Here is a 23,096-nt window from a genome sequence, read left to right as displayed (position 1 = left end):
CGGCGCGGGCGCTCAGGCCGGATCCCATGCGAGGTCCAGGCAATCGAGACCAATCGTGTTGCTGGTGTGGAAGGCGCAGCGGCCACCGGGCGCGATCCGGATGGCGTTCATGCGCGCCAGGAACGTCTCGATCATGATCCGCAGTTCGCGTTTGGCGAGATGAATTCCCAGGCAGACGTGGGGACCCAGCCCGAAGGTCACGTGGCGCGGCTTGCGGTCGATGTCGATCACGTGCGGATCGGGGAAAGCGCGGGGATCGCGGCCGGCAAGATAGGTCGGGAGCAGGATGTGCTCACCCTTCTTCATCGGTGCGCCCTGGAAGGTGATATCCTCTGCGACGATGCGCGAAGGGGCGCTGACGCCGAACGCCCTGGTGAATTCCTCCACCGCGGCCGGGATGTCCTGCGGGTTGTTGCGCAAACGGTCCTGCAGCTCCCGATCGGTCGCGAGATGCTTCATGATCCACCCCATCGACGCGAAGACCGTGTCCAATCCGGCGACGAACAGCAGATAGACCAGACCGAGCTTTTCCGCCTCGGTCAGCGCACGGTCGTTGATCCGCCCCTTGATGATCGCCTGCATCAGGTCGTTGGTGGGCTTGCGCGTCTGCTGGTCTATGTAGCCGGCCAGATAGTCGTGGATGGCGATGCCGGCGGCCAGTTGCTCGGCATGCGAAGTGCCGTGGATCGCGGTGTCTTCCCATTCCAGGAACTGGCCGAGCATCTCCCGGGGCATGCCCAGCATGGCAACGACGATGGCATTGGGCAGGATGGCGGCAAATTCACCGATGAACTCGCAGCTGCCGCGCTCGATGAATCCGTCGATCAGCGAATCCGTCAGTTGCTGTACCTGGCCGAAGCGCCGCTCCATTGCCTCGGGCGTGAAGAAAGGGCGCAGAACCTGACGATATTGCTGGTGTTGGGGCGCATCCGCCTCCACCGGCAGCAGTTTCCAGGCGGGGTTCATCACGGCCGCCGTCAACGGCCCGCGCAGGCTCGAGAACTTGCGGGCATTGGCAAAGCCTTCCTGCACCGCATCGTTGCTGACAAAGATCCACGAGGGCATCCCGAACGAAGCATTGGTGGTCCAGATCACGGGCGGTCCGTCATGAAGGCGGGCGCCGGCGCGGTAGGGGTCGTCCAGTTCGGCAAGATACGCGACGAAGTCGTGGTCCCAGACCAGCTCGGGTGGGACATGGGGCGGGATTTCTGCGGGGCTCTGCAGGCTTGCCACGGGGCCTATCCTTTCAGAACAACAGGGCTCAACTGACCGGCACGGCGGAATAGAAGGCTTCGCCGGCCTGGAACGGGCGAACATATTCCAGATAGTGACCGAGTTCGGGGGCCTCGATGTAGTAGGCGTCGATGAATTCGCCCGTCAGCGTCGAATAGGCGATCGGCCACGCACCATCGGCCAGTTCCCGTTCCAGCTGTTTCCAGCCGGCCTCATCCTCGATCAGGAAGCCGAGGTGGTGGAAGCGGATGGCGAATTCGCCGTCCGGCAGCATGTCGTTGTAGAAATCGAAGCCCGGTCCGCTGGCGCAGATGATTTCCAGGATCTGGCCGCCAGCCCATGCAAAGGCCACCTTGATATGCCCGCCTTCCGGGCTGGGGCCCTCTATGAAAGAAAACGCCTTTACGCCGTAGCGCCCGCGGAACACATCGAGCGCGCGGTCGAGGTCATTGGTCACCCAGGCCGAGTGGGAATGCTCCTTGCAAAGCATGCCAGGTGCAAAGGGCTGTGCGGGGTGCTTGATCATTGCAGGTATCGGCCTTCATGGCGTCATCCGGGACGGCTTACCGGTAGCCATGGTTCATTCTCCACCGTTGCAGCAAGCCGGGCGGCGGAGATTATGTCCGCAATTGCGGGCGGGACCGATTTTCGATTTTCCGGTCCATCCGCAAAGCCGCACATTGCCCGCGAACGTGGCGGTTCAGGCCTTTCTGGTCCACTCCAGCGGCAGGCTGTCGACATTGAATGTCGAGCCCGCGTGGTAGGTATAGGACTTGCCCTCCGGAATGTGGATGTCGTCGAAACGGTTGAGGAAGCTTTCGATCGCGATGCGGATCTCGCGCCGCGCCAGATGCATGCCAAGGCACAGGTGCGGCCCGCTGGCGAAGGCGAGCATGTTCTCCTTGCGCTCGAGGTCCGCCTCATGCGGGTTGGGATAGGCCTCCGGGTCGCGGCAGGCGATGAAGATCGGCATGACGACGAGGTCGTTCTCCTTCATCTCGACGCCATGGAACGTGAAGTCCTTGGTCACCCGCCGCTGGGTCGAGACGACGCTGAACATGCGCAGCATTTCATCGACCGTCTTGTTCAGCTTGTCCGGATTGTCGCGCAGGAACTGCTGGAACTGCGGGCGGGTCGCGATGTAGCGCATCGACCAGCTGACCGTGGCGTAGACCGTGTCGAGCCCGCCGACGTAAAAGGTGTAGAACATCCCGAGGATCTCGCCGTCGTTGAGCGGACGGCCGTCCTCGATCCGGGCGTTCATGATGTTTTCCATCAGCGGCGTGGCCGGCTGCTGCTTCTGCTGTTCGAGATGGTACTTGAGATATTCGAGGATTTCCTGTGCGGCCTTGAGCCGCGCCTCCATCGTGGTTCCCCGCAGCAGGTTCTGTTCCCAGGTGAAGAACTGGTTCACCATCTCGAGCGGCATGCCCATTAGTCGCAGGAAGATCAGGCTGGGATAGGGAATGGCGAAGTCCTGAACGAAATCGCAGCCGTCCTTGTCCTCGAACTTGGCGATGAGCTCGTCGCACGTCGCCCTGACCGCCTCTTCCATGTGGCCCACCGCCTTGGGCGTGAAGAACGGAGTGAGCACCTTGCGGTAGATGGTGTGCATCGGCGGATCGACGTTCACCGGATTGAGCTTCCAGTCGACGCCGAGCATCATCGTCAGGTCCATGCCGCCTTCGCTGGAGAAATGCTCCCAGTCGATGAAGGCTTCCTTGAGCAGCGCATGGCGGGCGATCACCCAGCCCGGCCGCCCCTGCACGGCATCGCGGGCCCAGAAGACGGGCGGACCATCGATCAGCCTGCTGGCAGCTATGAACGGATCGTCCAGCTGCGAATTGTACTCGGCCAGCGAATGATCCCAGGCCAGCTCTGCCGGCACGTGGGGCGGGGCGAACGAGGTATCTGCAGTGCTTGCCATGGGCGTCTCTCCAATGCGGGCGATCTTCGCTGGACCGCTGTGCTTTGCAATACAAAGCATCACATTGGCGCTGGCGTCAAGCCATGCCTGCGTCTCGCCGTGCCACTTCGCCTCAGGGGCGCATGATCCAGCCGCCGTCCACGTGGATGGTCTGCCCAGTGATCCACTGACCGGCTTCCGAGCAGAGCAGCAGCGCGGTGCCGACCAGTTCATCGGGTTCGCCGCGCGGACGGGTTGCGCAGGTCGCTTCGAGGAACTTGATGAACGGGGAATCGTCGGGAACCAGCATCTTGCCCGCATCCGAGGTGACGTTGCCCGGAGCGATGGCATTGCAGGTGATGTTTTCCTTGCCGAACTGCTTGGCGAGCGTCGTCGTCAGGCCGACGAGCGCGAGCTTGCTGATGCCGTAGAGGCCGATGGCGGGGAAGGCGCCGCCTGAGGTCTGGTTGATGATCCGGCCGCCACCGCGTTCGCGCATCGAGGGCAGCACCGCGCGCGAGCACAGCAGTGCGCCGTTGAGGTTGACCGAGAAAGCCCGGTTCCAGTTTTCGAGGCTGATCGTCTCGCAATTGTCGTAGCTGACATCGACCATCAGCGCGGCGTTGTTGATGAGGATATCGACACCGCCGAAAGCCTCTTTGGCGGCGGCGGCCATGGCCAGCGTCGATTCCTCGTCGGCAACGTCGACCTTGACGGCAACGGCCTTGCCGCCGGCCGCGACGATCTCGTCGGCAACGGCCTTGGCGCCATCCTCGTTGAGGTCGGCAACGACGACGGAGGCGCCTGCGTTTGCGAGGCCGACGGCATAGGCACGGCCGATCGAATTGCCGCGCCCGCCGGCGCCGGTAACGATGGCGACTTTGCCGTCGAGGCGGAACTGGTCGAGAGTGAAGCTCATTTTCGGGAAACTCCGATTGATGGGTCTGGCATTGTTCGGGGACTGCTGAAGGCTCAGCCCGCCGTGATGCCCTTGTCGATGTTGATGCAGGCGCCGTGGAAGCCGCGGCCCGCGTCGGATGCGAGAAGCAAGATCATGTTCGCCACGTCTTCGACTTCGACCGTGCCGCGCATGCCGGAGAAGCGCTTGATCAGTTCGAAGTCGCAGCCTTCGGGCGGCACGAAATTGGCGGCGATGTTGGTGACCATGCCGCCGGGCGCGACCGCGTTGATGCGGATGGGCTTCTTCTGGAACTCCATCGCCATGGCCTTGGTCATGCCGATGATGCCCCACTTGCTGGCGCAATAGGCTGCTGCATAAGCCTCGCCGATGAACGAAGCCGAGGAGGCGACGTTGACGATGGCGCCGTCGGTTTCCAGCAGATGCGGGATTGCCGCCTGCGAGAGCACGAAGGGCGCCGAAAGGTTCACGTCCAGCGTGCGCTGCAGTCGTTCGAACGGCATGTCGGGCGTATTGGCGAGGTAGATCAGCCCCGCCACATTGCAGAGGGCATCGAGGCGGCCGAACTTTTCGACAGCAGCCGCGACGACCTTGCCGCAGGCCTGGGCATCGGAAAGGTCGGCAGTCTCGCTGGCAGATCCTTCGATCATGCCGGCAGTTTCGGCTAGGCCTTCCGCGTTGACATCGACGAGGTAAACCTTGGCGCCCGCTCGGGAGAGGGCGAGCGCGGTTTCGCGGCCGAGGCCGGAAGCGGCGCCGGTCACCAGCGCGACCTTGCCGCTCATGTCGGTTGCTATGCTCATGTCGCGTTCTTTCCTATCCGTGCCAGGGCAGGCCCTCGGCCACCTTGTCGATCATTTCGAGGATTACGCCCTGCATCCGCGAGGCTTTCGGCCAGCCGGCGTGGGTGCCGTACTGCAGCACGAATTCGAGCATTTCGTCGGGCTTGCAGTTGCCGCTCGCCATCGCCGCGTGGATGTGGCTGCGGATCGGGATTTCTGCGCCGGATTCGCACACGCCCACGAGCGTGATCCAGCGGCGCGAGGGTTCGTCGAGGCCGCGGCGGCACCACATTTCGCCGAAGACGAAGTTGTTGATGCCCTCCAGATAGGGGGTCTTGGGTGGCCCCGGCGGGAAGGTCATGACCTTGTCGAACTCGGCATGGCCGCGGTCGTTGCGCACTTGCGGATCCCACGGCTCCGGGCAGATCGGCGGGACATCCGCCGGCGGCAGGCCCAGTTCCTCGGCGACGCGGGTGACGGCGCGGTCCAGCTTGTCGCCGTTGCCCCAGCCCGAATAGACGCCGAGGTGCAGCGCGGCTTCGCGCAGTTCGGGCAGCGTCAGGTACTCGCCCTTGAGCGCGCCGCGCACGTAGCCGTCGATCTGGCTGTCCTGCAGGCCGCAGGTAACGGCGGAGGCCATGGCGACGAGGAAGCGCGGGCGGCGCGGCAGGCCGGGGCGGGTCCAGACTTCGGCGAAGATGAAATCGCGCCAGGACTCTTCGATCAGGGTTTCGGGCTCGGTGCCGGGGAGGCCAGTGGCTTCGGCCTGCGTGGCAAGGCCGCGGGCTTTGCGTTCTGCGGGATCGAGCAGGGTCATTGTCCACCCTCCGGGGCCGCGAGGCTCATCCAGACGTTCTTGGGCTGCATGAATTCCTGCAGACCTTCGATGCCGCCGAGGCGGCCATGGCCGCTCTTCTTGAAGCCGCCGAACGGGCAGTTGGGCTGCATCGCCTCGCCCGAGCCGTTCACGTGGATCATGCCCGCCTGAAGCTGGCCGGCGACATGGTGGGCGCGGCGCAGGTTCTGCGTATGGACATAGGCGCCAAGGCCGTAGTCGGTGCCGTTGGCCAGCGCGATCGCCTCTTCTTCCGTGTCGAAAGGCGTCACCACCAGAACCGGGCCGAAGACCTCGTTCTGCGCGATCTCGCAGTCATTGGCGACATCGGCGAGCACAGTAACTGGCAGGAAGAACCCGTCCGAGTGATCGCCGCCCATGCGCTCGCCGCCCGCGACGATGCGGCCGCCGTCGGACACGCCGCGTTCGACCATGCCGGTGATGCGGTTGAGCGCGGTCTCGGAGATGACCGGGCCCAGCACCGTCTGCGGATCGTAGGGATCGCCGGGCTGCACGTGGTTCGCCATGCCGGCGAGAGTCTGCAGGTACTGGTCGTAGATGCCGCGCTGGACCAGCAGGCGGGTGCCGTTGACGCAGCCCTGGCCATTGGCCGAGACCGCGCCGGTCAGGCCCCGCTTGGCGGCGTTCATCAGGTCGGCATCGTCGAATACGATCACCGCGGACTTGCCGCCGAGTTCCAGCCCCACCGGTTTCAGCGTCTGCGCCGCGTTGGTCAGCACCTTCTTCGCCGTCGGGCCCGAACCGATGAATTCGATCTTGCCCACGCCCGGATGGCCGACCATCGCTTCGCCGACGTCCGCGCCGCCGGTCACGACGTTGACCACGCCCTGGGGAATGCCCGCTTCGTGGATCAGTTCGACCAGCTTCACGGCGCTGTAGGGCGCAAGGTCGGGCGACTTGAGGACGATGCAATTACCTGCGGCAAGGGCAGGCGCCATGACCATGGTCGCGGCGAAGAGCGGGCCGTTCCAGGGCACGATGATGCCGACGACGCCATAGGGCTCGTAGGCGACATAGTCGTGCGCCGGGGCGCCCCACATCGGGATCGTGCGGCCGTGAATCTTGTCGCACCAGCCGCCGAAATAGCGGAACTTCTGCGCGGCGTCGTAGCCCATGTAGGGGGCGGTCATCGCCACCGAGCCGTTTTCGGCGATCAGGCTGGGGGCGAACTCGGCCGACTTGGCCTCGAACAGCGCTGCGAGCTTCATCATCAGGTCGCGGCGCTTGTCGCCGGGCATGGCGCGCCAGGCTGGGAAGGCAGCCTGGGCCGCATTCACCGCGCGGTCGACGTCGTCGGCGCTCGCCATCTTGAATTCGCGTGTGACCGCGCCGGTGCCCGGATAGACGTGGGCCAGCGTTTCGCCGCTGCCCGCTTCCTCGAACTTGCCGCCGATGATGTTTGCATAGCGCGGCAGGGTATCCGTTTCCGGATTCTTGAATGCCATCTGCGTCCACTCCTCAGACCCGCAGGCCTTTCCTGCTTTCGATTCTTCAGGCATATAATCCGCGTATTATCCACCGATCAAGCGTGAATCTCGCGCGGTATGATTAGATTATTGGCAAATAATATGCATATTATTGGTCATGGCATCGCAGTTGGAACGTAGGGGCGGCAAACGCCAGCTTGTGGCGCAGACAGCGCAGCGCATGCGCGAGCGCATTTTCGCCAGCCCGCCGGGCACGCAGATCGGGTCGCTGCCCGATCTCGCCCGCGATTTCGAAGTGGGCATCGTCACGGTGCAGCAGGCGGCGCGCATTCTCGAACACGAAGGTGTGCTCGAAGTGCGCCGCGGGCCGGGCGGCGGCTACTACGGGCGAAGGCCCGACCGTGCCGACCTTGAGCGGCTGATGTTCGCCTTCATGCGCGAGGAACCGGCTTCGCGGCGCGAGGTGCTCGACATCACCTCGTTGCTCTTCAACCGGCTTTGCGCATCAGCTGCGCGCTGCACCGATGAAGCCCGGCGGGAGGACTTGCGCCAGGTCGCCGAGCGCATCGCAGCGAGCGACGATGGGAAGATGATAGGCCCGCTCGAAACCGAGCTACAGGATGCCTTGTTCCACATGGTCGACCGTCCGCTGTTCGAACTGCTCACCCGCGTCGCGCTGGGCTTCGCGCAGGCCGACGATGCCGCGCAGAGCCTTTCGGGTGTTTTCGAACTGGAGCAGTGGAAACGCAGCCGCCACCGGATCATCGAGGCCATCCTGCAGCAGGACCCCGAACTGGCGCAGTTCGAGGCCAACCGGCAGAACCGGGAGGTGCTGGTCAGCCTCTACAATCTGGATGACTACTGAAGGGGCGGCGTCAGGAAAGCCGTTTGAGTACTTCGATCAGCCGGTCGACATCTTCCTGGTCCTGATAGAGGCCGAAGCCGATCCGCAAGACGTCGCCGCGCACGTCGGTGACGACGCCGGCGTCCTGCAGCGCTTTCTGCCAGTCGGCGGCTTTGGGATGGGAGAAGGCGAGAAAGCGGGCCTGCGGGCCCTCGTCCGGCGGATTGAGCAGGGTGGCCTCTGCCAGCGGCGTTTCGTGCAGGCGGGCCAGCAGGCGGCTCTTGAGGCCTGATACCTTTGTGCTGATGGCGCGCGTATCCAGCCCTTCGGCGGCCAGCATGTCGCGTACGGTCACGAAGCGGTAGAGGCCGGAAGGATCGAATGTCGCCCCGAGGAACCGGCGGGCATCTGCGGCGTAGGTCACTTGCCCCGGAGGCGCTGCCAGGTCTTCGATTTCGGCGTACCAGCCGGTCACGGCGGGGCGCTCGCCGAAGCCGGGCGGGGCGTGCAGGATGCCCACGCCTTCGCCCGACATCGCATACTTGTAGCCGCCGGCGACATAGAACACGCGGTCGGCGATGCGCGACAGGTCGGTCTCGATCGCCATGAAGCCATGGTAGCCGTCGATCACGACCCATGGGCCTTCCGGCGTAGCGACTTCGGCGAGCGCTTCGAGTTCCGGGAAGACCTGACCGGTGCCGAACATCACGTGGCTCAGCCAGATGAGGTCATGGTCGCCGGTGCGGGCCCGGTCGAGAAAATGGGCGGTGAAGTCCGGGCCAGCCGTGGCTACGGTTTCCAGAACGATTGTGCCGTCCTCCAGCCAGCGCTCGGCCTGACGGCGGAAGCTGTGGAACTCGCCGTCGCTGGCCAGAACGCGAAGCGGGCGGCGGGGGAGGGCGGAAACAATGCGCACCAGAAAGTCGTGCGTGTTCCCGGCGAAGGCGACGGTGGCCGGATCGGGCAGGTTCAGTTCGGCGGCCACATGGCGCTGCGCGGCCGGCCAGACTTGGTCCATCACCCGGCCCCATTTGCGGTCGGCCAGGCGCGCGGCGTCGTCCCAGCAGGCAAGCTGCCCTTCGCGCGAGGCATCGGGCCAGAGATGATGAGAGTGGGCGGCGAAGTGGAGCCGTTCGGGATCGGCTTCCAGGGTGCGGCGGAACAGGTGCTTGTAGGACGTCACAGGCACCTCACAGGCAGGTCCGGAGCGACCAGAGTTCGGGAAAGGCGCGCTTGGACAGTGTGGATTGCAGATAGGGCACCCCGGTGGTGCCGCCGGTGCCGCGCTTGCCGCCGATGATCCGGCTCACCGTCAGCACATGCTTGTGCCGCCAGGTCGCCAGCGCATCGTCGATATCGACCAGCTTTTCGGCAAGCTGGTAGAGTTCCCAGTAGCGGTGCGTATCGCGATAGACTTCCAGCCAGGCCGCTTCGACTTCCGGTGAGGGTTCGTACGGTGCGGCCCAGTCGCGTTCGAGCGCTTCGGCGGGCAGCGTGAACCCGGCGCGGGCCAGGGCGCGGTTGGCCTCGTCCCACAGGCTCGGTTGTTCGAGCGCGCGCTCCATCGCTTCGCGGGCGTGCGGCCGGTCCGCCTGATATTTCAGATGGTCGGCCTGCTTGAGCCCCAGGCGGAACTCCATCGTCCGGAACTGGTCCGACTGGAAACCCGAACTCGATCCGAGTACCGGCCGGAACGTCGTGTAGTCGGCCGGCGTCATGGTCGCCAGCACATCCCAGGCGAGCGTCATCACGGCCTGGATCCGACTCACCCGGGCAAGGCTCTTGTAGGCTTCGATCAGCTTGTCGGTGCGGATCAGTTCCAGCGCCAGTTCGACCTCGGACAGCGCCTGCTTGAGCCACAGTTCCTTGGTCTGGTGGATGATGATGAAAAGCAGTTCGTCGTGTTCGTCGGACACGGGATGCTGTGCGGCAAGAATGTCATCGAGCGCGAGATAGCGCGCATAGGTCATGTCTGTCATGGCCGGGGTTTGGGCCTCTCAGCACCGGACCGCAACCCGTCAGTGCACCGGAGCCACAGCGCGCGCGGAGGTCAGGAATCCATCATCCAGAACAGGGCCCAGGCCAGGCCGGTGGCAGCAAGGAACAGCGACCAGGACCAGTAGAAGCTGTGCCCTTCGATAAAGCTGTGCTGAATAGCGAGCATGCCGCCGCTCGAGCCGGTAGATCCGATGACGCCCGAAACGATCCAGGTCAGAAGGAAGCCCGGAAGCAGGGCCTTTATGAAAGCCATGACGCGTGTCCGCTTTTGCAATGTCCCGGCAATTGTCGCCGAAACGGGTTAATTTCTCTTTAGCGGCAAAATGCGCGGCATCGTCGGCGGATTGATTTTGGCCCTTACTGAGGAATGCCGGCACCTGTGTCGTCGTCTGGGGGAAACCCGAGGAGACGTACATGGCTGACAGTTCGGAATTCGAGCTTGTGCGCAGGCGCTACAGCGAAATTCATGGTGCCTGCCTAATGCCGACGTTCTGCAAATATCGGCATGTCGAGCGGGCCGAGACGCCGCGCGCGGCTCTTGGCTTCCACCGCGCCGGCGAAGCGCCGCTTTATCTCGAACGCTATCTCGATGGGCCGGTGGATGCGGCGGTATCTGCGGCGATGGGCAGGCGCGTGACGCGCGAAAGCATCATCGAGATCGGAAACCTCGCTGCTGACGATGCCTTCGCCATGATCGAACTGTGGGGCAGCGTCTCCAATGACTTGGGGGAAGACTGCGAGATCGCGGTCGCCACCCTCACTGCGCCGCTGCGCGCGATGTTTGGCCGCATTGGCGTGCCGCTGTATGTGCTGGCCCCGGCTACCGCCGACCGCGCGGACGAGCCGGGCCGGTGGGGGCGTTATTACGCAAGCGATCCGCAAGTCTGTGCCGGCGTCATAGCCGATGGACAGAAGGCAATCGCCGCGTTTCTCGCCCGTCGCCGGAGGATAGCCGCCTGATGGGGCTGCTGGATACCATCCGCGAACACGCGCTGACGCATCCGCTCGCGATCGCGCTCGACCCGGTCGTTTCCGAACCGATAACGTGGGAAGACCTCGCCGACCGTGTCGAGGCTATGGCCTACGAACTGAGCACTGGCGAGCAGGCAGGCCAGCCCCACGTGCTTTGTCTCGACCATGGGGTCGAGGCTTCCCTTGCCGAGCTGGCCTTGCTCGAAGCCAAGATACCGGTGCTGTCGCTGCCTTCGTTCTTCACCGAGGAACAGGCGCGGCACGCCAGAACCGCCTGTGGAGCCGACACCGCATTCCCGTCGGCTCCACGCCCCGCGCCGTCCTCCCTACCCCTAGGGACGGCGCGGGTTACTTTCACGTCCGGTTCGACCGGCACGCCCAAGGGTGTGTGCCTGTCCGCCGCGCACATGCTGTCGGTGGCAGCCTCAGTGGTCGAGGCAGTGGGGGCGGAGCATGCCGGGCGCCATTGCGCGCTGCTGCCGCCGGGCATTCTGCTGGAAACGGTTGCCGGCTTCTTCGCGACGATGCTCGCGGGCGGGACCTACGTCTGTCCGCCGCAGGCCGAAGTCGGGCTGGCCGATCCTTTTCGCCCCGACTTTGCCGTGATGGCCAATCGTCTGGCCGAGTGGAAGATCACGTCGCTGATCCTCGTGCCTGAGTACCTTGCCGGTCTCGTCACCGTCATGGAACGGATGGGGCTGCCTCTGCCGGACCTGACGCTGGTGGCGGTCGGCGGTGCGCGCGTGCCGGTCGACCTACTGGAACGGGCCCGCGCCCTGGGTCTGCCGGTGCGGCAGGGGTACGGCCTGACCGAGTGCGCCTCGGTGGTCTCGCTGGAAAGCGGCGACGAGGAAGAACCAGGTTCCGCAGGACGTCCGCTCGGCCACATGAAGGCGCGCATCGCGCCGGGCGGGGAAATCCAGCTCGAAGGCGAGATGTTCCTCGGCACCATCGGCGAGCCGCGCGACCCGGGGCCGCTGGCTACGGGCGACATCGGCCGGATCGACGAGCACGGGCGGCTCTGGGTCGAAGGGCGCAAGTCCGCGCTGATCGTGACCAGCTTCGGGCGCAACATCTCGCCCGAATGGATCGAGGCGCAGCTTGTCGCCCAGCCCGATATCGCGCAGGCCATGGTGCATGGCGATGGTCTGCCCGCGCCCGAGGCGCTGCTGGTGCCGTCCCGCCCCGATGCCGATCTGGTTGCTGCCGTTGCGGCCGCCAACGCCGCGCTCCCCGCTTATGCCCGCCTTGCGGGCTGTCGCGAGGTCGCTCCCTTCACGCCCGCGAACGGCATGCTGACCGGTAATGGCCGGCTGCGCCGCAAGCAGATCGCGGCGACGTGGCTTGCGGAAGGTCCCTGCTTCTTCGCCGAATTGGAAGCAGGGACCTTCCGCGAGAGGCTGCGCTTCCTGGGTATTCCGCAGGTTCGCGCCGGCCTGGCCGGGACGATCTCGCGCCGAACCTACATCGACTACCTGCGGCAGGCCTGGCACCACGTGCGTCACACCGTGCCGCTGATGCAGGCCGCCCGTGCGCGCCTGCTCGACCGGCCGGATCTTCTCGCCGCGCTGGACGAATATATCGCCGAGGAAACCGGGCACGAGGAATGGATCCTCGCCGATATTGCTGCGGCTGGCGGAGACGCCGATGCGGCCCGCGTCAGCGAGCCGGCTCCCGCGACCCGGGCCATGGTGGACCATGCCTATCGCATGAACGAGGAGGGCAACCCGGCGGCGTTCTTCGGCATGGTCTATGTGCTGGAAAGCGTCAGCGTGGCGTTGGCCCAGCGTGGCGCGAGTGCGGTGGCGGAGAACCTTGGCCTGCCGCCGGAAGCCTTCACCTATCTCACGTCGCACGGCGCGCTCGATCAGGATCACATGGCCTTCTTCGCCGATCTGGTGAACGGGCTCGAACGCGAGGAAGACCGGGCCGCGATCCTGGAGATGGCGCGCGAGATGTTCTGCCTGTTCGGTGCCGTATTCGCATCGATCGAAATGGAGGATGGCCCCGTGGAGAAGACCCGTGTCGCGGCTTGAAGGAAAGCGCGTGGCGATCACCGGCGCGGCCGGCGGGATCGGCACGCCGGTTGCGCGGATGCTGCGCGAGGCCGGCGCGCATGTCACCGGCATCGACCGGATGGAATGCAGTGCCTGCGATGCCAGCATCGTCACCGACCTGTCCGATGACACGCAGCTTGCAGCGCTGGCCGAACGGCTCGCAGGCGATTGTCCGGATGTCCTGGTCAATGTTGCCGGGGTCATGCGCTTCGGCCTGCACGAAAGCCAGCCGATCGAGGCGCTGGCGCTGTGCTACCGGGTCAATCTGCTGGTCCCTGCCGTGCTGGCCCGCGCGGTCGCGGCACCGATGCGCGCGCGCGGGAGCGGGCAGATCGTCAACATCGGCTCCGTCCTCGGCGCGATTCCCTATCCGTGGTTCGCGGCCTATTCGAGCAGCAAGGCCGGCCTGGCCGCGCTCAGCCAGAGCCTGCGCCGCGAGATGATGGGAGCGGGCGTTGCCGTCACCCACATCAATCCGCGGGCCGCGCGTACGGCGTTCAACAACAGCGAGGTCAACCGCTTCCTGGAAGTGACCGGTATGAAGGCCGATGCGCCCGACTGGGTCGCCGGGCGGATCGTCGCGGCCATTCTCGCGCGGCGCGAAACCGTCAGCATCGGCGTGATGGAGCGAATCTATGCCGCGCTCAACGCCATTTCCCCCAAGCTTATTGACAACGGCCTTGCCGGACAGATCCGCAAGGCCCGGGCCGAGTTCTGTTGAACCGGCCCTAACGAGAGGAGAGCAAGTCCATGATCAAGCGTATCGTGTTGGTTAGCCTTCTGGCGCCGGCCCTTGCCATCGCCGTCCCCACTGCCGCCCTTGCCGACATGGCGAGCGACGTTTCCGCCGTGAACCATGGCTGGGCGCATATCACCTATGAAGTGAAAGGCTCGAGCACCCAGACCAAGGCGCTCGACAAACTGGCCGACGAGGCCGCCACGATCGTAGCGCGCTATCCCGGCCAGGCCGAGCCGTTGCTGTGGCAGGGCATCATCGTCAGCGAACAGGCGAACCGTGCCAACTTCTTTCACAAGCTGGGCCTCGCCACCAAGGCGCGGGATATTCTGCAGAAGGCCTATTCCATCGATCCAAAGGCAGCGCAGGGCGGCGCGGCGATGAGCCTTGGCGTGCTCTACTACAAGGTCCCGGGTTCTCCGCTGGCCTGGGGTGACGACGACAAGGCCGGGCGCCTGCTCAAGCAGGCGCTGGCGCTCGATCCTGACGGGCTCGATGCCAATTATTTCTATGGCGACTACCTGCTCGATCAGGGCGACAAGGCCGGTGCGCGCACGCATCTTCAGAAGGCGCTGCGGGCGCCGCGCGATCCGAACCGGCCGGTATGGGACGCAGGCCGTCGCCGCGAGGTTCGCGCGCTGCTGGCCAAGGCAAGCTGATCCCGGCGCGCCGATGACATTCGCCCGCCGGCTGGCCAGTCAGCTCGCGCGCCCGAGCGGAACCGCGGGGCGCCTGCTGGGAAATGCCATGGACATCGTCAACCGCAGGCCGCTCCGCCTTGCGGTTGACATGCTGGCGCCCCTCGCGGGGGAATCGATCCTTGATGCCGGTTGCGGCACGGGCGCGGCGATGGCGGAAATGCTGGGCCGTGCGCCGTGTCATGTGACCGGTGCCGATGCGTCGGAGACGATGGTTGCGGCGGCACGGCGCCGGCTGGGCACGCGCGCCGAGTGCGTCCGTGCCTCGCTGGAGGATCTGCCTTTCGCGCCGGTCAGCTTCGATGCCGTGCTGGCGCTCAACGTGCTCTACTTCAACGATGATGCGAATGGCATGCTGCGCGCGCTGCATCGCGTGTTGCGGCCGGGCGGGCGTCTTATCGCCTATGTGACCCATCGCGACACGATGCAGGACTGGCCGTTCGCCAACGAAGGGCTGCACCGGCTCTACGACGCCGTGGCGCTTCGCGAGGCTCTGCTCACCTCAGGGTTTGCCTGTACGCCGCATGACGTGCATGACGTTGCCGTCACACGCTCGGTAAAGGGATTGTTCGTCCATGCCGTGCGTTGAAGTGGTGGGAGCGAACTGGGAGATGGAATCTCAGGAACACGCGGATGCGGATGGGCTGGTGCTTCTGTTTGAGATGCACCGGGCCGAACTGCTGCGTTTTCTGACGGTGCGGTGCGGCTCGGCCGAAGAGGCGGAGGACGTGGTGCAGGACATGTGGATCAAGGTCTCGGGCCTTGCCACCGGCCCGATCACCAATGGACGCGCCTATCTGTTCCGCATGGCCAATAATTTGGTGCTGGACCGCGCGCGCGGCCGGCGCCGGTCGATGAAGCGCGAACGGGCCTGGATCGAGGCCGAAGGCGGTGGCGTTGCCGAACCGCCCGAGGACCGCAAGGACCCCGGCGAGCCGGCGGACGAAGTGATCGCCCGCGAGCAGGAGGCGCAGGTGCTGCGCGATGCCATTGCCGATCTGCCCGAAGGTGCCCAGCGTGCCTTGCGGCTCTATCGGTTCGAAGGGCTGGGGCAGCGCGAGATCGCCGATGTCATGGGCATCAGCCGAAGCGGCGTGGAAAAACACCTGGCGCTGGCGATGAAGAAGTTGCGACAGGCTCTTGCCGACTGCGGAATGTTCGACACCGCGGCGTCTCAGGGGCATGGGGGGCAAAGCGGAAGGAAACCGCGCATGGAACAGGGACAATGAACCGGCACGACGATCAGATTCTGGCAGAAGCGGCTCGCTGGCACCTCGCCAGCGAGGACGATGCCATGGACTGGGACGCCTTCACCCTGTGGCTGGAGGCCGATCCCCGCCACAGCGCGGCCTATGACGAGATCGCGCTCAGCGACGATCTGCTGCAGCAGCACAGCTCTGTTCTGGAAGACGTAGGGACCGAGGCGGAAGTCGAGCAAACCCGGCCCGTCGCCGCTCCTGCGACCGGAGATACCTCGGTCGAAGGGGCCGAGATCGTGCGCCCGGCATTCGGACGGCGCCTGCGCTGGGCCGGCATGGCGATCGCCGCAACGCTCGCCGCCGTCCTTGTGGTACCGCAGTTCATTTCGCCGGCACCGGAGGTCTATCAGACCGCGGCCGGCACTCAGAAGATCGCGCTCGACGACGGGTCGACCATCATACTCGCTCCGCGCAGCAGCCTGACCGTGGAAGGCCGCGATCAGGACCACATGGCCCTGTCCGGCGGCGCGCTTTTCGATATCCGCCACGATCCGGACCGGCCGCTCACGATCACCGCGGGCCGATTGCAGATCAGCGACATCGGTACCCGCTTCGATATTCAGGCGCAGGATGAGCGCGTGCGCGTCGCCGTGACCGAAGGCAAGGTGGAGGTCAGTTCCGAGACGCTGTCCGCGCCGGTGCATCTCGCGGCCGGCAAGGGCCTGCTCTACGATGCCGCCGCCGGTACGGCGAGCGTTGCAGCAGTTCGCACGCAGGACGTGGGGGACTGGCAGAATGGTCGCCTGTCCTATGACGATGCGCCTTTGGCTCTGGTCGTTGCCGATCTGCGCCGCTATGCGGGCGTGAAGGTGGATATGCCGGATGCCCTGCGCGACCGGCGGTTTTCGGGGACTCTGGTAATCGGCGATGGCGATGCGGCACTCCGCGATCTTGCGCAGGTCATGGGCCTGCGCCTCGGCGGTAGCGCTGGCGCTTGGCGTCTGGAGCAGCCCGCCAGCTGAAGCCCGCGAGGGGCCGCGGGCGGAGATCGACGTCGCGGCGGGAACACTGCCCGATGCGCTGGCCGAACTGGCACGTGAGGCTCGGGTCTCGATCGGGGCCGAAGGCCCGCTTCCCCGCATTCGCACGCCCGGCGTGCATGGTTCCATGGAAGTCGCCGAGGCGCTGCGGCGCTTGCTGGCCGGGACCGGCTATGTAGCCAAGAAAGTGGGTACGACCGCCTGGCGTATTGAACGCGCGCCCGTGCGGGCTGTCCGGGGACCGGAGCCCAGCGCGCCGCCACCCGAAGCGCCGCCTGTCCCCATCGTGGTTACCGCTACCAAGCAGCCGCTCGATCTGCTGTCGCTGCCGGCTGCCGTATCGGTCGCCGCACTCAGTGCTGCGCAAGGTCGGAATCCCGGCAGTGACAGCGCTACGGTATCCGCGCAACTGGAGGGGCTCGCCCTGACCTCGCTGGGGCCGGGCCGTAATCGCATGTTCCTGCGCGGGATTGCCGACAGTGCCTTCAGTGGGGAGAGCCAGTCGACGGTTGCCGTGGTACTCGATGAAGCGCGCCTCACTTACGCGGCACCCGATCCCGACATTCGCCTGATCGACATCGATCGCGTGGAAGTGCTCAAGGGGCCGCAGGGCTCGCTCTACGGAACCGGCGCGCTGGGCGGGATCTACCGGCTGGTGGCGCATCAACCCGATCTGGATCGCGCCGGACTGGTGGTTTCCGGCGGGGCCAGCGTCGCGACGCATGGCGAGCCGGGTTATTCCGGCTCGGTTGTTGCCAATCTGCCGATCCGCCGCGATGTCGCGGCCTTGCGGTTGGTCGGCTATGCGGCCGAGGAGCCGGGCTGGATCGATACCGGCACGCACGAAGATACCAATTCCACGCACGTTACCGGTGCGCGCGCGATACTCGGAGTGGTCCCCGCACAGGGCTGGCGGATCGATCTGACCGGCTTTGCGCAGTGGCTGCAGACCCATGACAGCAACTACGTCTACGAGCCGGGGAGCTTTTCCAGGCCGGACCAGATTGCCGAACCCCACGACAATGATCTGATCCATGCCGCCGGGCGGCTCTCCGGTGGGATCGGCGCCGTCGATATCCTGCTGGCCAGCGCGATGACCTGGCACGACGTGAACGACACGCTCGACGCCACCATCGGCGCGGACAGTTTCGGCCTCTCCGATCCTCAGGTGCTGGTCGACAAGCGCACCTTTCGCGTGTGGGACAACGACCTGCGCCTGCGCGGCCGCTTCGGATCGCTGCGCTGGCTTGCCGGTCTTTCCTACCTCAACGCGCGGCAGACACTCGTGGCGCGGCTCGACGGGGCCTCGGGCGCATCGATCATCGCCGACAACGACCGCCGCGTCAGCGACGATGCCGCAGCCTATTTCGATCTTTCCCTGCCGCTCACGTCCACGCTGTCGGTCGACGGCGGCGCGCGACTCTTCCACTCGTCGATCCGCGAAACGCGCGTCATTGCCTTGGAACCCGTCACGAGGGAGCGCAGCAAGTCGGGCATGACGCCTAGTCTGGCGCTGTCATGGCAGCCCGATCCCGACCGACTGGTCTACGTGCGCTATGGTTCCGCCTTCCGCCAGGGCGGCTCGGACATTTCCGCCAGCGGCACGATAGAGCCGCTCAAGGGCGATGAGCTTGCCTCGATCGAGGCGGGCTGGCGCGAACGGCTTGCCGGCGACGGGCGCGCCGAACTGAACGTCTGGTACACGCGCTGGGATGAAGTCCAGTCGGACCTGCTGGGTGAGGACGGCCTTATCGAGACGGCCAATGTCGGCAATGCGCGCATTATCGGCGTGGAGGGGGCCATCGAATTGGGGCTGGTCCCCGGCTGGCACATGGAAGCGGGTGGAAACTACACCAGCGCCTTGCTGACGCGCAGTGCGCTGGGCTTCGAACTCGAAGACCGCCACTTGCCGGTCGTGCCCGAATATACGCTGCGCGCCGCCTTGCGGCACGACTTCACGATCGGCCGGGCAGACCTCTGGGCGCGGGCGCGTATCCGCTATGTCGGTCCGGCCCGGATGAGCTTCGATCCTACGCTGGACCGCCCGATGGGCAGGCTGGTGCAAAGCGGTGTAGAACTGCATGCAACGCTGGATGACTGGCAGCTTGATCTGCAGGCCGAGAACCTGCTCTCGCGCAGGGGCAATACCTTCGCTTACGGCAACCCCTTCCGCTACCGCGCGATGGAGCAGTTCACGCCGCAGCGGCCGCTGAAGCTCTCGCTGATGGTGTCGCGCGCGTTTTGATCAGGCTTCGAGCCAGGGCGCGGCGGGAATGCCGGCCAGCGACGGATCGGCCCAGAGGTATTCCGTATAGTGGCCGATACGATGCCGCGTATCGACATAGCAGAAGCACAGCTTGTCTTCGGGCGAGGGATCCGCGGGGAACAGGTAGGTAAAGGCATCGCCGCTTGCCTTCACATCCTCAAGCAAACGCTGCCATTCAGTCCAGGGACCGGTCACGGCAATGCCCACGTGGTGGAAGTTGAGGATATGCCCGGACAGGTTCACCGCCTCGGTATAGACCTCGATCGCACCCGAAACGGGCTGGATGATCTCGAACTGGCGCGCGCCGAAATTGGCGATAGCGGATTTCACCGCGAGCGGGCGCTTCTCGCCATAGGAGAGGACTTCGATCTCAGCCTCGCCGCGCGACAGGCCGGTGATGCCGAGTTCGGTTTCTGCATGGGCGACCGCTGCGTCCATGTCGCGCGTGATGTAGCTCATCTGTACGAGCTGGCCGTAGCGGTCGCCGATGGGGTTCATGTCGCCGCCTTTACCGGGATCCGGTAGCGTTCGATGTAGTCGCCGAAGGTCTTGTGCACGCCTTCGCGGGTGAGGCCGTACCGTTCGAGCGAGTATTCGTGCTTTCCGTGCTTGCCCTTGGGATTGGCGTCCATATAGGCATGCATCGCAGCCTCCGCCTCCGCCGTGAACGGCTCGCCGAAGTGGTCGTAGATGCTGCGCACCTGACCGATCGGGTCTTTCATCACATCGGCGTACTGCATGTCGTAGATCGCATCCTGCCCGTGCTGTGCGCGGAAGGCGTCCTGCCGCTCGATCATGATCTGGAACGTCTCGACGAACTGCTGGCCGATGGTTTCCAGATCGACGTCGTCCGAGTAGATCTTGCGCACGTTTTCGATCAGGCTGCCGATCGAGCCGAGCACGTCGGCCGGGTCGCGGTGCGTCATCACCAGTTGCGCATCGGGATAGACCTCCTTGAGCGCGGGCAGGTAGAGCGGGTGCCAGGGGTTCTTGAGCGTCCAGCGCCCGCCGGCATTGGCCTGCAGCATCTGCAGGTAGCGTTTGTGGAAGCGGAAGGCTGGCAGGTAGTCGGCCTTCTGCAGGAACCACTCGCGGTACTCCGGAATGTCCGCCTGCGATTCATAGACCTGCGAGCAGAACGAGGGAGTCATCAGGAACTGGCACTCGGTCGGGCTGTCGGCCTCTTCGAAGTGGATCGCGGCGATCTGCGGCATGTATTGCAGCGCAATGTTGGTCTGCTCGTCCATCTTCTGCCAGCGCGGTCCGGCATGGAGTTCGTCAGGGCGGGGCGGCGGCACGGGATCGTGCGATTCCCAACGCAGGAAGGAACGGCGCGCCGGGCCGGAGGCGAGCAGGTTGATGACGAGCGTCGTGCCGGTCCGGGGCAGGCCGAAAACGAACAGCGGCTTCTCGATGGGTTGGTCGAGCAGGTCCGGGTGCTGCTTGAGCCAGTCCTCGATCTTCATGCGGATCGCCATCCACTTGACCAGATCGGCATGGGCCATCTGCGAACCGCGTTCGGTGTACTTCGCCTCGTCGGCATAGGATTTGAGGAGGATTTCCAAGCCTTCGAGAATGGCCGGATCGCCGATTTCCGTCAGCCCCGTCTGTGCCCGCGCTGCTTCGATCACTTCCTCTACGGTCATGTTCCGGCGTCCTGCTTGTCTGCTCTATCGTCCTTCCGGTCATGAAAGCGCGTCGGAGCGATTGCAAGATAGTGGCTGCTTCTTCAATCTGCCTGCCGGATGCCGCTCCGTTCGGCAGGGAGAGAGGAAAATCATGGACTTAAGCGAAGCTCGCCATGCATTTGTGACCGGAGGCGCGAGTGGTCTCGGTCTGGGTATCGTTGATGCGATGCTCCGGCGCGGCCTGCGCGTCACGATCGCGGATATCGACGCGGACACTTTGGCGCAGGTCGTCGGCGAGCGCGGAGATGCCGTGCGAGGTGCCGTTCTCGACACGCGCGACCGAAAGGGATGGCAGAAGGCGAAGACGGAGGCCGAAGCCGAATTCGGGCCGGTCGATATTCTCGTCAACAATGCCGGTATCGCGCCCAATGGTCGCGAATTCGCTGACATGGACCCGGAAAGCTTCGATCGCATCGTCGCTATCAACCTCACCGGCATCGCCAACGGGGTGTTCGCCTTCGCAGCCGACATGCGCGAGCGCGGACGCGGGCATATCATCAACACCTCGTCGCAGGCAGGCCTTACCGCCAGTGTGCCGGGCGTGGGCGCCTACGCCGTCGCCAAGTTCGGCGTGACCGCGCTGAGCGAGGGCCTGCGGCAGGAAATGGCTCCCCACGGCGTCGGCGTGTCCGTGCTGTGCCCGGGCTATGTCTCGACGAACCTTGCCGCGAACACGGTCAAGGTCGGCGGCGAGGTCCGGCAATATTCCGCGACGATGCCCGAATCCGACATCACACCGCGCGACGTGGGTGAAATGGTCGCCGTCGCCATAGGGAACGATGACGCCGTAATTGTCACGCATAAGCACGTCTGGCAAAGCATGGAGCCGCGCCTTGCCGCGATCCGCGCGGCCTGCGACCTGCGGGACAGCATGGCATGAGCACGGAAACCCGCCTCGACCGGCTGGAGGCACAGGCGGCGATTGCCGATCTCGTCCATGCCTATGCACGCGCGGTGCGCCGCGACGAGCCCGAGAAAGTCGGCGCAATGTTCGTGCCGGAAGGGACGTTCGAAGTCCGCTCCGGCCAGCCCGACAAGGCCGAATACGAGGTGCGCAGCCGCTACGAGACGCCCGAGGCGCTGGTCGCCTTCCTCGTCGGCCAGAAGGGCGGTCCGCACCCGGTGCCGCTGATTCACAACCTGATGATCGAGGTAGATGGCGACCGAGCCACGGCCAATTCGATGATGGCCGCGCCGATTTGGGGAACCGACAAGGAAGTTTTCGGCGAATACCACGACAGCTTCGAACGCCGCGACGGCCGCTGGCTGTTCAGCGCGCGGATATACACCGTCTTTCCCGGCTGATCTGACCGTATCGGACAAGGACGCGGGGACCGAAGTCCCGCGTCCTCATGTTCGGCCGGCGGCGATTAGAACGTGGCGGCGGCGAATCAGGAGCGTGTCTCGACCTTCACGTTGCCGAACATCATTCCTTCGGCGGGGCCGGTCAGGACATCCATCGGGAAGACCTTGGGGACGGCACTGACCGCATCGAGGCGCTCGAGATGTTCGTCCGACAATGTCACATCGAGCGCGCCGAGATTATCCTCCAGTTGAGCCGGCGTGCGCACGCCAACGACCGGCGAACAGGTGGCCGGATTTGCCAGCGTCCAGGCGAGCGCGACTTGTGCCGGTGTGCAGCCGATGTCCTTCGCCACTTCCACCACGACGTCGGCGATGTCGAGATTGCGTTCGTTGAGCTTGCCGGTCATCGCGTTGATGGCCTTGCGCGAGCCGATGTCGTCCATGCTCCCTTCGCCGAGGTCGCTGCGCTTGTACTTTCCGGTAAGCACGCCCTGGCCAAGCGGGGCCCACGGCGAAACGCCCATGCCCATTTCCTTGGCCATCGGGATCATCTCGCGCTCCACCGTCCGCTCGACGAGGCTGTACTGGATCTGCAGCGCGCAGAATTGCGTCCAGCCGCGCAGTTCGGCGATTGCCTGCATCCGGCTTGCCTGCCATGCGGGTGTGTCGGACAAGCCGATATAGAGCACCTTGCCGGCGCGCACGAGATCGTCGAAGGCGCGCAGGATCTCGTCCACCGGCGTGCGGAAATCCCACATGTGCAAATAGAGCAGGTCGATGTAGTCGGTCTGCATCCGCCGCAGGCTGTCCTCGACCGATTGCACCATGTTCTTGCGGTGATTGCCCGCTGCGTTCGGGTTGCCCGGCTGTGTGGTCAGCGAATACTTGGTCGAGATCACCAGGGGATCGCGCCGGCCCTTGACGATACGGCCCAGCCACTCCTCCGAGCCTCCCATCGCGCCGTAGAAGTCGGCCGTGTCGATGAAGTTGCCGCCGCGGTCGATGAAGTGGTCCACCATCGCCTTGGCCTCATCCTCGGTGCTGCCCCAGGACCCTTCCGAAAGGCCGAAGGTCATCGTGCCCAGCGCCAGCGGCGAGACGCGCAGGCCGGAGCGCCCAAGCAGGCGATAGTGATCGAGTTGCGTAGCCATATGTTTTCTCTCCCCGGCG

Annotated in this window: 24 protein-coding genes; 11 read left to right on the top strand and 13 right to left on the bottom strand. The window is 65.2% G+C overall.

What is annotated here, in order from left to right; translation table 11 throughout:
- Positions 1-12 precede the first annotated feature (12 nt).
- The 7 genes from LK12_RS04550 to LK12_RS04520 form a co-directional block, all read right to left on the bottom strand.
- Positions 13-1,233 carry a cytochrome P450 gene (locus tag LK12_RS04550; RefSeq protein WP_052223148.1) on the bottom strand — a complete coding sequence of 407 codons (1,221 nt, stop codon included), beginning with the start codon at positions 1,231-1,233 and terminating at the stop codon, positions 13-15.
- A 28-nt stretch (positions 1,234-1,261) separates the two neighbouring features.
- A complete protein-coding gene (locus LK12_RS04545) occupies positions 1,262-1,690 on the bottom strand; it encodes a hypothetical protein (protein ID WP_156135378.1) in 429 nt (142 codons plus the stop codon).
- 243 nt (positions 1,691-1,933) lie between these two features.
- Complete coding sequence (locus LK12_RS04540; protein WP_039279754.1) at positions 1,934-3,160, bottom strand: cytochrome P450; 1,227 nt, start codon at positions 3,158-3,160, stop codon at positions 1,934-1,936.
- 112 nt (positions 3,161-3,272) lie between these two features.
- On the bottom strand, positions 3,273-4,058 hold the full coding sequence (locus tag LK12_RS04535; protein WP_039279752.1) for an SDR family oxidoreductase: 786 nt from the start codon (positions 4,056-4,058) through the stop codon (positions 3,273-3,275).
- Positions 4,059-4,111: 53 nt separating this feature from the next.
- Positions 4,112-4,861 carry an SDR family NAD(P)-dependent oxidoreductase gene (locus LK12_RS04530; RefSeq protein ID WP_039279748.1) on the bottom strand — a complete coding sequence of 250 codons (750 nt, stop codon included), beginning with the start codon at positions 4,859-4,861 and terminating at the stop codon, positions 4,112-4,114.
- 13 nt (positions 4,862-4,874) lie between these two features.
- Positions 4,875-5,657: a carboxymuconolactone decarboxylase family protein gene (locus LK12_RS04525; protein ID WP_039279747.1), complete on the bottom strand. Its 783-nt coding sequence runs from the start codon at positions 5,655-5,657 to the stop codon at positions 4,875-4,877.
- Positions 5,654-7,141, bottom strand: coding sequence for an aldehyde dehydrogenase family protein (locus LK12_RS04520; RefSeq protein WP_039279745.1), 1,488 nt, complete (start codon positions 7,139-7,141; stop codon positions 5,654-5,656). The genes LK12_RS04525 and LK12_RS04520 overlap by 4 nt, the downstream gene beginning before the upstream one ends.
- A 139-nt stretch (positions 7,142-7,280) precedes the next feature.
- On the opposite strand from LK12_RS04520, the gene LK12_RS04515 reads away from it, so the two are divergent.
- Complete coding sequence (locus tag LK12_RS04515) at positions 7,281-7,988, top strand: FCD domain-containing protein (RefSeq protein WP_039279742.1); 708 nt, start codon at positions 7,281-7,283, stop codon at positions 7,986-7,988.
- A gap of 10 nt (positions 7,989-7,998) precedes the next feature.
- Here the strand turns inward: LK12_RS04515 and LK12_RS04510 are convergent, their stop codons facing one another.
- The 3 genes from LK12_RS04510 to LK12_RS04500 form a co-directional block, all read right to left on the bottom strand.
- A complete protein-coding gene (locus LK12_RS04510) occupies positions 7,999-9,156 on the bottom strand; it encodes an aminotransferase class V-fold PLP-dependent enzyme (RefSeq protein ID WP_231568239.1) in 1,158 nt (385 codons plus the stop codon).
- 1 nt (position 9,157) lies between these two features.
- A complete protein-coding gene (locus LK12_RS04505) occupies positions 9,158-9,946 on the bottom strand; it encodes a tryptophan 2,3-dioxygenase (protein ID WP_039279737.1) in 789 nt (262 codons plus the stop codon).
- 71 nt (positions 9,947-10,017) lie between these two features.
- Positions 10,018-10,218: a hypothetical protein gene (locus tag LK12_RS04500; RefSeq protein ID WP_039279736.1), complete on the bottom strand. Its 201-nt coding sequence runs from the start codon at positions 10,216-10,218 to the stop codon at positions 10,018-10,020.
- A gap of 161 nt (positions 10,219-10,379) precedes the next feature.
- Between LK12_RS04500 and LK12_RS04495 the strand changes: the two genes are divergently transcribed.
- Genes LK12_RS04495 through LK12_RS04460 form a run of 8 tightly spaced genes read left to right on the top strand, consistent with a single transcriptional unit; the run spans position 10,380 to position 18,912 of the window.
- Positions 10,380-10,925 (top strand): thermostable hemolysin, encoded by a 546-nt coding sequence (locus tag LK12_RS04495; protein WP_039279734.1) that lies wholly within the window; start codon positions 10,380-10,382, stop codon positions 10,923-10,925.
- On the top strand, positions 10,925-12,973 hold the full coding sequence (locus LK12_RS04490) for an AMP-binding protein (protein ID WP_039279733.1): 2,049 nt from the start codon (positions 10,925-10,927) through the stop codon (positions 12,971-12,973). The genes LK12_RS04495 and LK12_RS04490 overlap by 1 nt, the downstream gene beginning before the upstream one ends.
- The gene (locus tag LK12_RS04485) at positions 12,960-13,715 is read left to right on the top strand and encodes an SDR family NAD(P)-dependent oxidoreductase (RefSeq protein ID WP_039279732.1); all 756 of its coding nucleotides are present in this window, start codon (positions 12,960-12,962) and stop codon (positions 13,713-13,715) included. Before LK12_RS04490 ends, LK12_RS04485 begins: the two co-directional genes overlap by 14 nt.
- A gap of 29 nt (positions 13,716-13,744) precedes the next feature.
- On the top strand, positions 13,745-14,389 hold the full coding sequence (locus tag LK12_RS04480) for a tetratricopeptide repeat protein (RefSeq protein ID WP_052223147.1): 645 nt from the start codon (positions 13,745-13,747) through the stop codon (positions 14,387-14,389).
- Between the two features lie 13 nt (positions 14,390-14,402).
- Positions 14,403-15,017 (top strand): class I SAM-dependent methyltransferase, encoded by a 615-nt coding sequence (locus LK12_RS04475; RefSeq protein ID WP_039279731.1) that lies wholly within the window; start codon positions 14,403-14,405, stop codon positions 15,015-15,017.
- Complete coding sequence (locus tag LK12_RS04470; RefSeq protein WP_231568238.1) at positions 15,004-15,657, top strand: RNA polymerase sigma factor; 654 nt, start codon at positions 15,004-15,006, stop codon at positions 15,655-15,657. The genes LK12_RS04475 and LK12_RS04470 overlap by 14 nt, the downstream gene beginning before the upstream one ends.
- Positions 15,654-16,649 (top strand): FecR family protein, encoded by a 996-nt coding sequence (locus tag LK12_RS25080; RefSeq protein ID WP_039279727.1) that lies wholly within the window; start codon positions 15,654-15,656, stop codon positions 16,647-16,649. Before LK12_RS04470 ends, LK12_RS25080 begins: the two co-directional genes overlap by 4 nt.
- Positions 16,555-18,912, top strand: coding sequence for a TonB-dependent receptor domain-containing protein (locus LK12_RS04460; protein ID WP_231568237.1), 2,358 nt, complete (start codon positions 16,555-16,557; stop codon positions 18,910-18,912). Before LK12_RS25080 ends, LK12_RS04460 begins: the two co-directional genes overlap by 95 nt.
- Here LK12_RS04460 and LK12_RS04455 read toward each other — a convergent pair whose 3' ends face one another.
- A complete protein-coding gene (locus tag LK12_RS04455; RefSeq protein ID WP_039279723.1) occupies positions 18,913-19,431 on the bottom strand; it encodes a VOC family protein in 519 nt (172 codons plus the stop codon).
- On the bottom strand, positions 19,428-20,579 hold the full coding sequence (locus LK12_RS04450) for a sulfotransferase family protein (RefSeq protein ID WP_039279721.1): 1,152 nt from the start codon (positions 20,577-20,579) through the stop codon (positions 19,428-19,430). Before LK12_RS04450 ends, LK12_RS04455 begins: the two co-directional genes overlap by 4 nt.
- Positions 20,580-20,712: 133 nt before the next feature.
- Between LK12_RS04450 and LK12_RS04445 the strand changes: the two genes are divergently transcribed.
- Both LK12_RS04445 and LK12_RS04440 read left to right on the top strand, forming a co-directional pair.
- Positions 20,713-21,501 (top strand): SDR family oxidoreductase, encoded by a 789-nt coding sequence (locus LK12_RS04445; RefSeq protein WP_039279719.1) that lies wholly within the window; start codon positions 20,713-20,715, stop codon positions 21,499-21,501.
- Complete coding sequence (locus LK12_RS04440) at positions 21,498-21,926, top strand: nuclear transport factor 2 family protein (protein ID WP_039279718.1); 429 nt, start codon at positions 21,498-21,500, stop codon at positions 21,924-21,926. Before LK12_RS04445 ends, LK12_RS04440 begins: the two co-directional genes overlap by 4 nt.
- 86 nt (positions 21,927-22,012) lie before the next feature.
- On the opposite strand, the gene LK12_RS04435 is transcribed toward LK12_RS04440, so the two are convergent.
- Positions 22,013-23,077, bottom strand: coding sequence for an aldo/keto reductase (locus LK12_RS04435; RefSeq protein ID WP_039279716.1), 1,065 nt, complete (start codon positions 23,075-23,077; stop codon positions 22,013-22,015).
- Positions 23,078-23,096: the final 19 nt, after the last annotated feature.

The organism is Novosphingobium malaysiense, assembly GCF_000802225.1.
GTDB classification, from domain to species: Bacteria; Pseudomonadota; Alphaproteobacteria; order Sphingomonadales; family Sphingomonadaceae; genus Novosphingobium; species Novosphingobium malaysiense.
This window is presented reverse-complemented; position numbering and strand designations above follow the sequence as displayed.

Excerpts from the sequence above, each read along its gene's own strand:
- LK12_RS04525 (WP_039279747.1), bottom strand. The coding sequence starts at position 5,657 with ATGACCCTGCTCGATCCCGCAGAACGCAAAGCCCGCGGCCTTGCCACG.
- LK12_RS04470 (WP_231568238.1), top strand. The coding sequence starts at position 15,004 with ATGCCGTGCGTTGAAGTGGTGGGAGCGAACTGGGAGATGGAATCTCAG.
- LK12_RS04460 (WP_231568237.1), top strand. The coding sequence starts at position 16,555 with ATGGCGATGCGGCACTCCGCGATCTTGCGCAGGTCATGGGCCTGCGCC.
- LK12_RS04455 (WP_039279723.1), bottom strand. The coding sequence starts at position 19,431 with ATGAACCCCATCGGCGACCGCTACGGCCAGCTCGTACAGATGAGCTAC.
- LK12_RS04490 (WP_039279733.1), top strand. The coding sequence starts at position 10,925 with ATGGGGCTGCTGGATACCATCCGCGAACACGCGCTGACGCATCCGCTC.
- LK12_RS04505 (WP_039279737.1), bottom strand. The coding sequence starts at position 9,946 with ATGACAGACATGACCTATGCGCGCTATCTCGCGCTCGATGACATTCTT.
- LK12_RS04520 (WP_039279745.1), bottom strand. The coding sequence starts at position 7,141 with ATGGCATTCAAGAATCCGGAAACGGATACCCTGCCGCGCTATGCAAAC.
- LK12_RS04535 (WP_039279752.1), bottom strand. The coding sequence starts at position 4,058 with ATGAGCTTCACTCTCGACCAGTTCCGCCTCGACGGCAAAGTCGCCATC.
- LK12_RS04445 (WP_039279719.1), top strand. The coding sequence starts at position 20,713 with ATGGACTTAAGCGAAGCTCGCCATGCATTTGTGACCGGAGGCGCGAGT.
- LK12_RS04515 (WP_039279742.1), top strand. The coding sequence starts at position 7,281 with ATGGCATCGCAGTTGGAACGTAGGGGCGGCAAACGCCAGCTTGTGGCG.
- LK12_RS04540 (WP_039279754.1), bottom strand. The coding sequence starts at position 3,160 with ATGGCAAGCACTGCAGATACCTCGTTCGCCCCGCCCCACGTGCCGGCA.
- LK12_RS04440 (WP_039279718.1), top strand. The coding sequence starts at position 21,498 with ATGAGCACGGAAACCCGCCTCGACCGGCTGGAGGCACAGGCGGCGATT.
- LK12_RS25080 (WP_039279727.1), top strand. The coding sequence starts at position 15,654 with ATGAACCGGCACGACGATCAGATTCTGGCAGAAGCGGCTCGCTGGCAC.
- LK12_RS04480 (WP_052223147.1), top strand. The coding sequence starts at position 13,745 with ATGATCAAGCGTATCGTGTTGGTTAGCCTTCTGGCGCCGGCCCTTGCC.
- LK12_RS04500 (WP_039279736.1), bottom strand. The coding sequence starts at position 10,218 with ATGGCTTTCATAAAGGCCCTGCTTCCGGGCTTCCTTCTGACCTGGATC.
- LK12_RS04475 (WP_039279731.1), top strand. The coding sequence starts at position 14,403 with ATGACATTCGCCCGCCGGCTGGCCAGTCAGCTCGCGCGCCCGAGCGGA.
- LK12_RS04530 (WP_039279748.1), bottom strand. The coding sequence starts at position 4,861 with ATGAGCATAGCAACCGACATGAGCGGCAAGGTCGCGCTGGTGACCGGC.
- LK12_RS04435 (WP_039279716.1), bottom strand. The coding sequence starts at position 23,077 with ATGGCTACGCAACTCGATCACTATCGCCTGCTTGGGCGCTCCGGCCTG.
- LK12_RS04495 (WP_039279734.1), top strand. The coding sequence starts at position 10,380 with ATGGCTGACAGTTCGGAATTCGAGCTTGTGCGCAGGCGCTACAGCGAA.
- LK12_RS04450 (WP_039279721.1), bottom strand. The coding sequence starts at position 20,579 with ATGACCGTAGAGGAAGTGATCGAAGCAGCGCGGGCACAGACGGGGCTG.